The following is a 13,615-nucleotide window of genomic DNA, read 5'->3' as shown; positions in this document are numbered from 1 at the left end:
ATATGTGTACAATTACATATATCCCCATTTTATGTGTAATGTAAGAAATTGGAAAAAAAGAAAGTAATATTTATTGCATCAAATTGATTTCGGCAATACTCTTTATTCTATTTCGCTCTAAGAAAGCATCAATAGTTTCAAAATGCTCTATAACGCGTTGCTCTTTAAATTCAAATACTTTTTGCGATAAACCTTGTAGAAAATCCCTGTCGTGAGAAACTAATATAAGTGTACCATCATATGTTGATAAAGCTTCTTTTAGAACATCTTTAGATTTCAAATCTAAGTGATTGGTAGGCTCATCTAATATTAAAAGATTTACGGGTTCTAGCAATAGTTTTACCATTGCCAAGCGGGTTTTTTCTCCACCGGAAAGCATGCTTACCTTTTTGTCAATATCATCGCCACTAAACATAAAACGACCTAGAATATTTTTAATCTGATTTCGAATATCACCAAAGGCTACTTCATCTACTGTTTGGAAGATGGTAAGCTCTGGGTCTAATAGTGATGCTTGGTTCTGGGCAAAGTATCCGACCTTTACATTATGACCAAGTTGGTAGGTGCCCTCTACAGGGATTTCGCCTAAGATAGCTTTAATCATCGTAGATTTTCCTTCTCCGTTTCTACCTACAAAAGATACTTTTTCTCCTCTTGCAATAGACATATTGGCATCTTTAAAAACCACATGTTCATCATAAGATTTAGACACCTCTTTGACTGTTACAGGGTAATCGCCTGAACGTGGTGCTGGCGGAAAACGTAATTTTAATGAAGAGGTATCGATTTCATCTATCTCTATTTTTTCTAATTTCTCAAGCATACGCTCTCGCGATGTAACCTGATTAGTTTTAGAGTAGGTGCCTTTAAATCGCTCTATAAAAGCCATATTGTCGGCAATGAATTTTTGCTGCTCTTGGTAGGCTTTTATTTGATGAGACCTACGATCTTCTCGTAATTGTAGATAATGGCTGTAGTTTGCCTTATAATCATAAATACGCCCCATAGTTACTTCTATGGTGCGGTTGGTAATATTGTCAATAAAAGCTCTATCGTGAGAAATCACCATAACAGCATTTGCTTTATTCAACAAGAAGTCTTCTAACCAAATAACCGATTCTATATCTATATGGTTTGTAGGCTCATCTAACAGAATTAAATCGGGTTTTTGTAATAGAATTTTTGCCAATTCTATACGCATACGCCAACCGCCACTAAACTCATTTGTTTGTCTGGTGAAATCTTCTTGTCTAAAACCTAATCCCTTTAATGCCTTTTCTACTTCTGCATCATAATTGACTTCATCTAGGGCATAGTATTTTTCGCCAAGATCAGATACTTTTTCAATGATGCTCATATAGGCATCACTCTCATAGTCTGTTCTGGTCTCTAGTTCTTTGTTCAGCTTGTCCATTTCATCGCGCATGGTAAAAACATGCTTAAATGCCTTGGCTGCTTCTTCAAAAACAGTACAATTATCTTCTGTTAATAAGTGTTGTGGTAAATACGCGATAACCGCATCTTTAGGTACTCGAACATTACCTCGCGTGCCTTTTTGCTCACCAGCGATAATTTTCATCATGGTAGATTTACCGGCTCCGTTTTTACCCATTAGGGCAATTTTATCGGTTGGGTTTATGACAAAAGATACGTCACTGAATAGGGTAGTGCCACTGAATTCTACGGCTAGGTTATCTACTGAAATCATGCTATATATTTAAAAATGCAAAACTAGTAATAAGTTGTGGTGCTTGTTACTAACTGCATAAAAAGTTATAGCGTTTTAATCTGCAAATCTTTTATTTAGGTACTTGTCTTATTGCTTAACCAATTGTAAATTAAAAGTACTACTGCCAATAATAGAAGTAGGTGAACTAAGGCTCCCATAACTTTAAATACCACAAAGCCTAATACCCAACTTACGACCAATGCGGCTACTAAAATGTATATTATATTTTTCATGTTTACTTATTTACGGTCCAATTCATTATTTCATCGTGAATCTCTTGTTCAGATTTCTTTCTTCTTTTTGCAATAGTGCTTATTAAGGCTTCAACACCGTCGAGCTCTCCGTTATTATCTACATCTTGTGTTTCTGGAAAATTCGCTAAATATTCATCTTTTACCGCCAACCACTGCTTTTCTATATGTAAATCGTAGCTAGATGTTGCTACTCCGCCATTATTTACGGGTTCATCTAAGGTTTCATTTAAATCTTCGTTCTGAGATATTCCTTTATTCTGAGGAACCTCGTTTTGCAGACCTCCCGTGGTTTTCGATTTATCTATACTTTTATCTTCTGTAATCATCTGTATATTTTTAATTATTACTACTGATAGCAAGGTAGCAACACCAACAGATATAGATTTGCTCTAATATTACATTAATTGACCGTAAAAAATTGAAGGACTAAAATGTTGATATAATCAAAGGAGAGGGAACTAGTTAGTCAATGCCTTTTTTTTGACTTTGAGCATTTTTGCCGCAGATGTGTAGCCGCCTTCGGTACCATCAACAAAATGAGAGTGACTGGTTTTTCTATCTAAAACATAGCAAGACATTACAGAGGCATGGGTAACGTGTATACCGTATACTATTTTACCTTCGGTTTCTAGTTGGTTTAGGTAGTCTATAAATAGATCGATTTTATCTTGTTCTGCCGTAAAAATGGTATTGATCATACCATCTAACATAAATGAATGCGATAACTGACCAACTTGTTTTAGGTATTGTTTTACGCTTTTAGATAGGCTAAAATATATACGGCCGATATTAGTTTTGATCCAGTTTTTAATAAAGTAGAACCAATTTTTATCTGCTAGGCTTACGCGCATTTCTTCCCATATTTTATAAAGGCTTGCATCTAGCTTTAGGCGCTCACTTTTTATGGGTTGCCTTTCGGAAAAGGTTCCGAAAAAAGCATCCATCTTTATTAAAATCTCTTTATAGATTTCTCTTTGAAGCTTTTCTTCGGTTGCATCTAATAATAAACAAACGACCTTAGCTTGATTTTGTTCCGGATTCACTTCTTCCCATCTACACTCCATACCTTCTAAATTCAAAAGGTTTTTATTGAAGTGCACATTGCTCGATGCCACAAAGTTAGATTTAATAATCTCTTCAGCTTTATGTAGTCCGTTGCCCAATATTATAGGTATGGTCAGCCGTTCGGTAAGTTGGTGTTTGGTAATTTTAAGATGACAATTATTCGATACCAGGTCTTTAACCGAAACATGACCTACTCTTAATACTAAATTGGTTTTTAGCTTAATGTGAACGCTATAATTGTCTAATACGGCAAGTACCTTGTCAAGTAAATTGTTTGGTAATAAGAAGGTTGCGCCGTCACCACCAAAGAAATACGGAATCTCGATATTCTGTTTGAATTTACGAACGGTATTCAATACAGAAATAATACTACCGGTAGCCGTTAAATTTACCTGGTGGTGATTACCATCTTGTACTGCTTGTGTAGAATTTTGAATATCTACAACCACCACATGCCAAGTAAGTGGCACAGCTGTAAAGTCAGACTCCTTCTCTAGTATGGCTACTAGCGGTTTTTTTAACTTTTTAAGCTCTGTATAGAATTTGGTGTTTTTCATTCGCTAATAAGCTAGTCGTATTTTAAAAGTGAAATTACAGGTTTATTCTCGTATCTAATTCTAATTAAAAATACTTGAGCAATTTAAAAGTTTTTTTCTTTGGATGATTTAATTTTCTGCTTCGTACTATTTACGACTGTTCTTGTTACTATGGTGTCTGTTAGTTTGAATTGTAATTACGGATTGATTCTTTTCGATAATAGGAAGGAAATATTCGCGATTGATGTATCACTTTTTAACAAAAAGACAATACTAAAATCGTATGCTAAACATAGATGATTGCTTATTTTAGCACACTTAAACCACCTCCAGATTTACCTTTATGACTTCAATATACATGAACCTAAGACAATTAGGTTTCTATGCTCTTTTTATACTATTACTTTTTGCCTGTACCAAAGCAGATACCATGCGCCCGAGCATTGAAAAAAGCTTATTGGTTATCGATAGTTTAACTCAAAAGCAACCCGAAAAAGCACTTTTAAAGTTAGATAGTTTATTGCAAAATACGAAGCAATTGACAACCTTAGAAGAAGCAATGTTATTGTTTAATAAAGGCGAAGCTTTATACCTAAATGATAAATTTCAAGAATCTTTAACCACGCATTTAAAGTGTAATGAATTATTTGCTGAATTAAATGATACGTATAATGAGAGCAGAAGTTTAATTACGTTAAGTGGTGCTTCTTTACATATGGGCGATGTTGAAACGTCTCAAGTTTATGCCTTAAAAGCATTGAGTTTGGCGCAACTTATTGGTGACAAACGAATTGAAGGTAAAGCTTACAACCAGCTTTTTAAACTTCATTTTCAACTAAAAGATTATGACGAGGCATTAACGTATATACAAGCTACTGATAGCCTGTTTTCTACAGGTGTCGATACCACTTCTATTATTGCAATTAAGGGTAATAAAGCAAGTGTTCATTTAAAATTAAAAGAATACAACAAAGCTTTGGCTAGTTTTTCAGAAGCTATGGCGTTGAATCAATCTCAGAGAGACCCTAAGACAATGGTCAGTATTTTAAATAATATTGGCTATACGTATATTGAAGCTGGTGCATATGCAAATGCCGAAAAATTTTTAAGAGGTTCTGCTACTTTAAATAAAAATATAAAAGCTATTAATGCTGCCCCATACAAAGGTTTGGGAAATTTATTTTTACTGAAAGCCGAAAATGACTCGGCAGAAGTAAATTACAAAAAAGCATTAGAAATTTATATCGCCAACCATAACCGAAAAGAAGAAATTGAGGTTAGAGATAAATTGGTTGCGATTGCAATAATGTCGGGTGACTATACTACGGCATTAAACCATCAAATTATTAGAGATAGCCTACAATTGAATGTCAGCAATTTAGAAAAAGACAGGCTCTTGAATTTTGCGAATGTAAATTATGAGGTTAAACAGAAAGAGACCGAAATAAGCCACCAAAAAGAAATTAATAATAGAAACCAGTTGCTTTTAGCAAGTGCAATTATGCTGTTTGTTCTCATATTAATAGCTACGGGTTTTTATATATATAATACTAAGTTAAAAGCAGCCAATAAAGCATCAAATTTAGAGCAGCGCCTTTTGCGAGTTCAAATGAATCCGCATTTTATATTCAACACCTTAGCTGCCATTCAGAACATCACCTTAGAAGGCAACCCCATTAAATCATCTAATCATATCGCTAGATTTTCGAAGTTGATCAGACAAAATTTCGACTATGTTAGAAAAGAGTCCATCACTTTAGATAAAGAGGTTGCTATGATCAAAAACTATATAGAAACACAGCAGTTACGGTTTAACAATGTGTTTACCTATACAGTTGAAATAGAAGAATCATTAGACGTAAAAGCTATACATGTGCCACCAATGTTATTGCAGCCTTTTGTAGAGAATGCTATAGAATACGGATTAAAAGAGAAGAAAGAAGGAGGGGAGCTTCTACTTAAAATAGAGAAGGATTCTGAAGGGTTGTTATTTGTAATACTAGATAATGGATTAGGTAGGTCGACAAAAGCAAAGAAAGAAAAGTTAACCGAAGAGTTACATGCAACAACTATATTTTTAGAGCGTCTAAAAATGAGAAATAAGGGCGAAGAGAAATCATTTATGATAGAAGATTTGTTCGACGAAAACAATAACCCTATAGGAACAAAAGTATTTTTTAAATTGAAACTTTCATGATAAAGGCAGTTATAATAGAAGATGAGTTTAATGCACTTAAAACATTAGATAAACTTATTGCATACACTCAAAAAGATATTGAGGTTATCGCCAAAATAGATAATGTTGAAGAAGCTATTTCATTTTTAAAAGATAATACTCCGGATCTTGTTTTCTTAGATATTGAGCTTATTGGTGGTAATGCTTTTCAAATATTAGAGTCTTTGAACAGTATTGCTTTCAAAATAATTTTTACCACAGCTTATGACGAATTTGCTATTAAGGCCATAAAATTTGATACCATAGATTATTTATTAAAACCTATAGATTCTGATGAGTTGTCTGAATGTATCGATAGGTTTAGAGTTGGTTTCAAAAAGGAACAGGTTTACAAAAATGCAGTTGAAAAAGTTTCTGAAATTAATGAAAAAGAAATTCAGAAGACCTTATTGATTAAAACGGCAGATGCGCAATACTTTCTTCAAATAACAGATATTGTTCGTTGTCAGTCTGATGGTGCTTACACTGTTTTTCATACTACGGATAAAAAAATCATGAGTGCTCGCAATCTAAAATACTACGAGAATATATTAAGTGAGCACACTTTTGTACGTGTACACCAATCTCATTTGGTGAACGTAAAGTATATAAAGACAGTAAATATGAATAATACTGTTCGCTTAACAAATGACGAGACCATACCAGTTGCAACACGCAAGAAATCTTACTTAAAACAGATTTTAGATACGCTTTAGGCGCAAATATAAAACAGAGGTATGCACTTATAAAACGGATTTAATGTCTGCTAATTCATGTTATAGTTTTGAGGTAAGTAATAACTCAAAAAAAATAATATGGCAAATAGAGCATATCTCTATAGTGGAGATAAAGAATTAAAAAAACTTAGAGATCTTTCAGAATCTAGGCATCCAATTCCCCTTATATATAAAATAGTTCTTGGTTGTGATACCAAAATGACTAATTCAAGAATATGGGATTATGATGAGGCTCCAATTGCAATTCAAGGAGATTTTAAAAAAGGAATTGAGAAACTATACCAATTCTTAGATTACCTAAAAACACAACCTATAGATTTACAATTAGTAGCTTCTTGTAAAAATGAAACTTCAGAATTTTTTAGTAATCACCCAGATAGGCAACTAGATTTATTTCTTCTAGAAGCAGGGGAAATTTTTGACCTTACGGGTGACATTGATCCAATTGGAAATCAAAACAAAGGGCTCTTCGATGAAATTAATAAAATTTCAGAAGATATTTCTGAGATTTTAAAAAACAAACCTGAAAATGTTTTCGAAGCTGTTGATTCTTATTGGTTAAAAACATTAAAAGAAGATATAGAGCTCATTACGCCATACTGGACACACGTAACCTACAATTCATTTAACAAATCATAATTTTTTACAACTATACCTAAAAAACGTACTAATGTTTTTTAGCTAAATATTAAAACTATACATCATGGGATTAAAAGAAAACCGTTTTACAAAGACTTTTCAAGAAGAACAACTTCCACAGTTAAAAGCTCAAATTATTGAAGCCGCAGGATTTGATGTTCCTTTAAACATTGAATGGGAAACTTTATTTGAAGATCGCTTCATGCATCTTTATAATGACTCTTATCCAAAAATTTATTTCTTACCTCTTATAGCTGCTTTAAAATCAATTACTGCAGATGATATGGGTAAAGAGGCTTTAGCAGAAAGCTTAAAAGAAATACGTATTACAAATACCAAAGACCACCACAACCCTAGAAACGGATTCACTTTTTCTGATGGTGTTTTAATTATCGATCACAGTCCGATTATTAATGCCGAAAAGGTAGAAGAACGTACTACTGTACTATCAGAATTATTAGAAAATAATTTATAGAACTTCTTTAGATCTAAAGTGTAATTGGTTAAAGATATAGCTATGTACAAATACTTTTTTTGCGTCGTCATAATTGTAATTCTTTTAATTTTTGTTAGTTCTAAATTGTCTAATGTTAAGGCAAAAAGGGACTTTGTAGCACACCTACATGAGTTTCATAACGACAAGTATGAAATTCTGACTTTTAAAAGAAACTTTAATGCTGCTAACATGAACCCTCATTTATACTGGGTAGAATTGGAGCTTAAAGAAAATACAGAGATTATTATCACTTTCGAATGGGATGCGAAAAATAAAAATTTGCATTTTCCTTATCATGCTAGTAATGATAGAAGTATTGAGTCTTTAACGCGCTACCAAGAAGAAGTAATTGTTCTAGAGAAAGAACTACATGAGTTGTTGCAAGATGATGTTCTGAACATAGAAGTAGATGTCTTTAACCATACTTTAGATTTAAGTCTAGAAGCTGAACCTACGCTTGCCGACTTTCAATATTTTTCAAATAAAATATGTGGTCTTGTAATAAAGTATCCTGAGGTTTGGAGCTTAGAGGGTCATATAAATTTTAAGATCAAAGACGAGCCTAAAGGTTTTTATGAGCTGATAGTAAAACCTAATACTATTGATGATATTGGTGATTCATTTAGATACAAACACAATGCAATTGTCACCAATACTTATGGTTCTGCAAAAGCAGCATATATCGATCAGGTAATACAAAAAGAGTTCTCTAAACCAGATGCACCTATTTACCTAAATAACATTTGGGTAGATCAAAAATGTTTAAACACATTTTACATTGCCTTTGAAAAGCATAAGCCAAGAAAAGACGCTACCGAAAACAAGCCTTTAACTGAAAGTGTTGGTATGGGGTTGGTTAAAATGAACTATCCAGATTTAGTACTTGAAACTTTTAGATATTTCGATTACAAGACTATAGCTGAAGAGAATACCCAGCTTTATTTATTAAAACAACTGCCAGAAGATTATCAATATCTCGTAGTAGAATCATAATCCCTTTTTATCATGGAAAAATCATATTATAAAGCGTTTGTAGCCCAAACGCCAGAAGAAATACTGTTGTCAGTTTTTAAAAAAGAAGAAGATATTCTTGTAGGCATTTCATTCGATAACGGGATCTATTTAGAAGGTGTAATTCTAGATATTTCTAAAGAAGATCATCACCTAAAATCTGTATGCATACTCTCGCAAGATGATCAGGTGTCCTTTTTTAACATTCACCGTATGTCGGTTGTTATTATAAAACAACCTAAGAAAATGGTCGTAGAATTATCTAAAGGTGCAATTAGTAGACCTATATCATCTACTGATGAAAAGCTAACGGTTTTACAACTTAAACGTTGGTTGCAGAATGGGCAAAGCGAATTAGGCAGTCAAATACAAGAATTCAACATAGAAAGTATTTCAGTAGATGAGCTGAACAACAGATTAAATGTTCAAGATGTTTTTACGGCGCTTACTACCGCGGTACAACAAATTACCAAAGATATTTTAGGTAAAGAAGCTTGGCAAGGTGTGCATAGTATAGCCTTAAAGCAAGGGGATACTTTACAACTTCAAATCACTAATAAACAACTCATCATCACTTTAGCGATACACAAGGCTTTGCCAGTAAAGCTATCTGAGGTTTTTGAAGAAAAGCTTCTTCAAATATTATAAACAAACAAAAAATCACTTATCAATAATTAAAATTAAACTATCATGGGATTAAAAGAAAAAAGAATTATTAAAGCATTTGAAAACGATTTATACCCAGCATTAGAAGCTGATATCTATGCAGCTGCAGGTTATAATGTAACCATAGAGATTCAATGGGATACATTACAAGAAGATCGTTTTTCTCACTTGTATAATGATACGTTTCCTAAAGTATATTTTCTGCCCTTAATTGAAGCTTTTAAAGCAATTTGTGTAGATGATATGGGTGTTGATCTTTTAAAAGCGGGATTAAAAAAAGTAATCATTATCAATGAAAATGATCATCATAATGAAGAGCGCGCCATAACTTTTGAAGATGGTGTTTTGAAAATTGATCATAGTCCGGTAATCAATGCGGATAGGGTAGATAATCGTACAGCTAGAATTGTTGCTTTATTAGAAGATAAATTAGAAGATTTCGCTGAAAGCGGAAATTCAAATACTAGTGCTGCATCTACCGAGAGTACAGAAAAAGAAACCACTGAAAATACTCAAGAGAAAACAATCGACATTAATGAAATGTACAACCGATCTTTTGTGACATCTATAGAGAAACAAGAAGTTTTTAATGAAATGGTCAAAGGGTTGGACTGGAGCTGTGATATGGCTGAAGGTAAATTGACTTTCGGAGAAGATAAAGTCTTTGATATTCAAATATTTGGTACGTATTCAGAGAATGAAAAAAGTTGGATGTGGGCATGGGCAAATACGCAAAGCGGAATATCTGAAACATATTTACAGACCTCGTTAGCAGTAAAAGCATTTGGTAAAGCAATGAATATAAGCGATTTTACTACACCTAAGTTTGCTGTAGAAAGTGATCCCGGTGCCTTTTTTGCAACAATTGCAACTGCATCTATAGGAGAAAGCTGTTACGTGCCCTTAGCTTTTAAAGGTGTAATGGTTTATGTAACCATTAAATCTGAAGAAGCAGATAGTAAAGCTAAGAATACAGCTGAGTCCATTTGCTCTCATATTTCAAAAGTAACATCAGAATATACTTTTCCTCATAAGTTTAGCCTGTATTTTTATCTAACAGCTAAAGGCTATGATGTAGAGTTGCCAGGTAATAATCTTGTAGCAAAAAAAGGAGATGATCAAATTTTAGGAATATTTGATTTAAAAGGGAAATTAATGAAAATTTCTAATACAAATTTATTAACTCAAGCCTAAGAATATTATGTCATATACATCACAAACATTAACAGATTTAGAAAAGGAACATCAAACTGCTATTAATACAGCACAAGAAAGAATGTTGACCGAGTTGAACGAGGCACAGGCATCTGGTAATTTAGAAAAAATACAAGAAGCGAGCGTGGTTTTTCAAAATGTAACTACAGAATTAGCAAATGAATATACTGCTAAAATTGAAGAAATCAATGCTCTAAATCATAAGGCAACTGTAGCTGGAGAACCAGAAATTTATACCAATAAAAGAGCTGATATCGATTTAAATTTGTTGGTCTATGATGGTGATAGAGATTATGTTATCGCTTTTCAGCAAGATGAACTAATACAAAAAACACTAGAAAAGGTAAATACCAATAGCGGTAAGTTTAAATCTAGAAAACACTTATTAAAATCTAGTTTAAGGTTGACAAAAACTCTTGCGCCAATGCTTCACGAAATTGGTGAGCATTGTAAGAATGTTTTAAAATTAAAAGCCGACATTGAGTTTTTTGTATACCAAGGCGATATGTTTAATGCATCTTGCTATCCGCCAGATGAGAATAAGTTATACATCATTTTATCTTCTGGTATTTTAGAGCGTTTTTCTAAAGAGGAATTAATTTTTGTAGTAGGTCATGAAATCGGACACGTTCTTTTTGAGCATTTTGATTATCCGGTAAGACAAATTTTAGATGTTGGTGAAAATGATTTGGCGCCCATACATGCTATGAAATTATATGCATGGAACAGAAATGCAGAAATCAGTGCCGATAGAGCTGGTCTGTTATGTTGCCAAGATTTTGAAGCTGTAGGTCGTACATTCTTTAAACTATCTTCTGGTGTAACTACAGATTCTTTAGACTTTCAATTAAATTCTTATATAGAGCAGTTTGTTGATTTAGAAGAAGTTTTGAATGATGCTAATCACGATCCTTCAGATTGGTATAGTACCCACCCATTTAGTCCATTACGTATTAAAGCATTAGAGCTTTTTAATAAGAGTGAAACCTATGCTGCTTTTAATACATCTATAATCGGTGAAATTACAGAAGAAGCTATGGAGGTTGAAATTAAACGAATAATGTCGTTAATGGAGCCAGAAAACTTAGAGGAAGAAGGTGAGCATTCAGAGAAAATTCAGCGTTTAATGTTCTTAGGTGGTTATTTAATATCAAATGCTGACGGAGTAGTAGATGATGCTGAAATACAAGCTTTAAGTAGTATTGTTGCGCCTAAAGTCTTTGCTAATTGTATGATGACTATTAAAGGGCTTACAGAAGATGAGATGATTAGTGAGGTACAAGAGCTAACGCATGACTTACATATTGTACTTTCTGTAATGCAAAAACTGAATATTCTTAGAGATTTATCTATCATATCTTATGCAGATGGTCATATAGACGATAGCGAAGTCAATGTATTGTATAACCTAGCTAGGCTTTTACATATCAACACAGATTTTATTGATCGTGTTATTAGCGATGCTCAGGGTATAGAATAAGTTCATTATTTGAAAGAGCTACAGCTTATAAAATAGCAAAAGGCAGCAAATATATTGCTGCCTTTTTTATTGACAATTTATCTCATAATTAAAACACGATTTTTAAAAGCCTAGCGCTTCAAGTACTTCAATTTTCGGTAATTCTTTGCTTAGTATACTATCAATGAAAATACCAGATTTATAAGTTCCATTTCTAAAATAAATGATTCCGTAGCCGCTCCAAATTCCATCTTTATATTCCCCAACATACTTTATTACATTCTGGTAATTTTCATTACTAAAAGGCTTGTAGTTAGACCACTTTGTTATGCCGAATCCATTTTTTTCTTGGTTTTCATAAATGCCGATAAAACTATAATCTAAACTTTGAGATAAGGTCATTCCATTAGGGCTCGTATTCTTCCAATTACTGAAGATATAGCTGTTTTCTTCTAGCTTATGTTGAATGCCATAACCGTTATAATCATTGTTATTTCCCTGCCCAGAGTACCAGCCGCCATCATCCAATTCCCAATGTACAATACTGTATTTATCATTATTCTCTTGACTATTAGAAGGTCCAAATAACCAGTACCAAGAGTTCGTGTAGTTGTTTATTAGCTTTTGGCTTTTATAAAAAGTTTCGGCTGCCTTTCGTTGTCGCTTATTTTGCCCAAGCAAAGATTGGGTAGCTATAATTAATAGTATAAAGACTAATATTTTACTTTTCATTTTTATGAGATTACTTAGTGTAAGCGTAGTGATAATTGATTTAAAATCTAAATAATGATTTTTTCTTAATAGCTTATAAAATGCCAAATATTGATGCATGGCTTATGACATACCCTCGGCAAGTAGCTCTAAGAGAAAAGTCTCTCTCTCAATAGACATCCCTTTTTTAGCACTTTCAAGCATGGTTTTCTTGTTATGGGCTATAGCTTCGTAAATGTTGACCCATTTTGCGGTCATGCCATTTTTAATTTCGTAATGCTCCATTTTAGGGGCGCCAAGTGTTGTATTGATTTCGCAGGTATAGCAATAAGAAATCATATGTTGAATGTCAAAACCTGGCTTGTGCCATGGTCTATATTCCTCATAAATGCCATATGGTTTGATGTTTCTTATTTCTAACGCTCCGGTTTCTTCACTAAGTTCGCGAATCATACCTGTAATTTTATCTTCACCGTCATCTAAACCACCGCCTGGTAGACTGTAATCTTCATAACGCTCTGTATAGAGCAATAAAATAGAATCGCCCTGTACGGCAATACTTCTTGTGGCAAGTCTGGTGAAAATAGATTTATTATCTAAAGACACAACGTCTGGGTGGTAGTGGGTTTTTAAATTTTGCATTGGTGAAGTGTGATCTTAAAAGGTAATTTTTAATTTATTTTCAGTCCATTTGAAGCATCAAAAATACACAAACCTTTTCTCAAAATAACAGGGTAGGAGTGTGTCTTATTTTTATGGTTACTTAAATTCCCAATAGAGTTAATTTGCTATTTATGAGCTTCCTATTTTTGCGTAACAATCATACTAATCTAGCACTGTTTTTTGCGTAATTTTATATTATGTAGTATAGTGTTAATTAAT

14 protein-coding genes are annotated in these 13,615 nt (G+C 33.1%); 8 read left to right on the top strand and 6 right to left on the bottom strand.

The annotated features are described in order from the left end of the window. Positions 1-70: 70 nt before the first annotated feature. The 4 genes from QSV08_RS06865 to QSV08_RS06850 all read right to left on the bottom strand — a co-directional run bounded on the left by QSV08_RS06865 (position 71) and on the right by QSV08_RS06850 (position 3,605). Positions 71-1,708, bottom strand: a complete 1,638-nt coding sequence (locus QSV08_RS06865) for an ABC-F family ATP-binding cassette domain-containing protein (RefSeq protein ID WP_324027664.1) — start codon at positions 1,706-1,708, stop codon at positions 71-73. Positions 1,709-1,803: 95 nt separating this feature from the next. Then, on the bottom strand, positions 1,804-1,962 hold the full coding sequence (locus QSV08_RS06860; RefSeq protein ID WP_324027663.1) for a lmo0937 family membrane protein: 159 nt from the start codon (positions 1,960-1,962) through the stop codon (positions 1,804-1,806). 2 nt (positions 1,963-1,964) lie between these two features. Continuing rightward, a complete protein-coding gene (locus QSV08_RS06855) occupies positions 1,965-2,309 on the bottom strand; it encodes a hypothetical protein (protein ID WP_324027662.1) in 345 nt (114 codons plus the stop codon). A gap of 132 nt (positions 2,310-2,441) precedes the next feature. Continuing rightward, a complete protein-coding gene (locus tag QSV08_RS06850; protein ID WP_324027661.1) occupies positions 2,442-3,605 on the bottom strand; it encodes a DUF3095 family protein in 1,164 nt (387 codons plus the stop codon). A 322-nt stretch (positions 3,606-3,927) separates the two neighbouring features. Here QSV08_RS06850 and QSV08_RS06845 point away from each other — a divergent pair, with 322 nt between their 5' ends. From QSV08_RS06845 to QSV08_RS06810, 8 genes are all read left to right on the top strand, one after another. Beyond that, positions 3,928-5,781 carry a histidine kinase gene (locus QSV08_RS06845; RefSeq protein ID WP_324027660.1) on the top strand — a complete coding sequence of 618 codons (1,854 nt, stop codon included), beginning with the start codon at positions 3,928-3,930 and terminating at the stop codon, positions 5,779-5,781. Then, entirely contained in the window at positions 5,778-6,515 is a 738-nt protein-coding gene (locus QSV08_RS06840; protein WP_324027659.1) for a LytR/AlgR family response regulator transcription factor, read from the top strand. The genes QSV08_RS06845 and QSV08_RS06840 overlap by 4 nt, the downstream gene beginning before the upstream one ends. 99 nt (positions 6,516-6,614) lie before the next feature. Continuing rightward, positions 6,615-7,175, top strand: coding sequence for a hypothetical protein (locus tag QSV08_RS06835; RefSeq protein WP_324027658.1), 561 nt, complete (start codon positions 6,615-6,617; stop codon positions 7,173-7,175). Positions 7,176-7,239: 64 nt separating this feature from the next. Continuing rightward, positions 7,240-7,650, top strand: a complete 411-nt coding sequence (locus QSV08_RS06830) for a hypothetical protein (RefSeq protein ID WP_324027657.1) — start codon at positions 7,240-7,242, stop codon at positions 7,648-7,650. A gap of 210 nt (positions 7,651-7,860) precedes the next feature. Then, entirely contained in the window at positions 7,861-8,664 is an 804-nt protein-coding gene (locus tag QSV08_RS06825) for a hypothetical protein (protein WP_324027656.1), read from the top strand. 12 nt (positions 8,665-8,676) lie between these two features. Further along, on the top strand, positions 8,677-9,330 hold the full coding sequence (locus tag QSV08_RS06820; RefSeq protein ID WP_324027655.1) for a hypothetical protein: 654 nt from the start codon (positions 8,677-8,679) through the stop codon (positions 9,328-9,330). 42 nt (positions 9,331-9,372) lie between these two features. Then, positions 9,373-10,542 carry a DUF6882 domain-containing protein gene (locus QSV08_RS06815; RefSeq protein ID WP_324027654.1) on the top strand — a complete coding sequence of 390 codons (1,170 nt, stop codon included), beginning with the start codon at positions 9,373-9,375 and terminating at the stop codon, positions 10,540-10,542. Positions 10,543-10,549: 7 nt separating this feature from the next. Continuing rightward, a complete protein-coding gene (locus tag QSV08_RS06810) occupies positions 10,550-12,043 on the top strand; it encodes a M48 family metallopeptidase (RefSeq protein ID WP_324027653.1) in 1,494 nt (497 codons plus the stop codon). Between the two features lie 102 nt (positions 12,044-12,145). Here QSV08_RS06810 and QSV08_RS06805 read toward each other — a convergent pair whose 3' ends face one another. Together QSV08_RS06805 and QSV08_RS06800 are read right to left on the bottom strand one after the other, a co-directional pair. Continuing rightward, positions 12,146-12,754 (bottom strand): hypothetical protein, encoded by a 609-nt coding sequence (locus QSV08_RS06805; RefSeq protein ID WP_324027652.1) that lies wholly within the window; start codon positions 12,752-12,754, stop codon positions 12,146-12,148. Positions 12,755-12,856: 102 nt separating this feature from the next. Next, positions 12,857-13,375 carry an NUDIX hydrolase gene (locus QSV08_RS06800; RefSeq protein ID WP_324027651.1) on the bottom strand — a complete coding sequence of 173 codons (519 nt, stop codon included), beginning with the start codon at positions 13,373-13,375 and terminating at the stop codon, positions 12,857-12,859. Positions 13,376-13,615: the final 240 nt, after the last annotated feature.

Source organism: Maribacter sp. BPC-D8 (genome assembly GCF_035207705.1).
Lineage (GTDB): Bacteria > Bacteroidota > Bacteroidia > Flavobacteriales > Flavobacteriaceae > Maribacter.
Note: the sequence above shows the minus strand (reverse complement) of the source record. Positions and strands in the feature narration are given on the sequence as shown.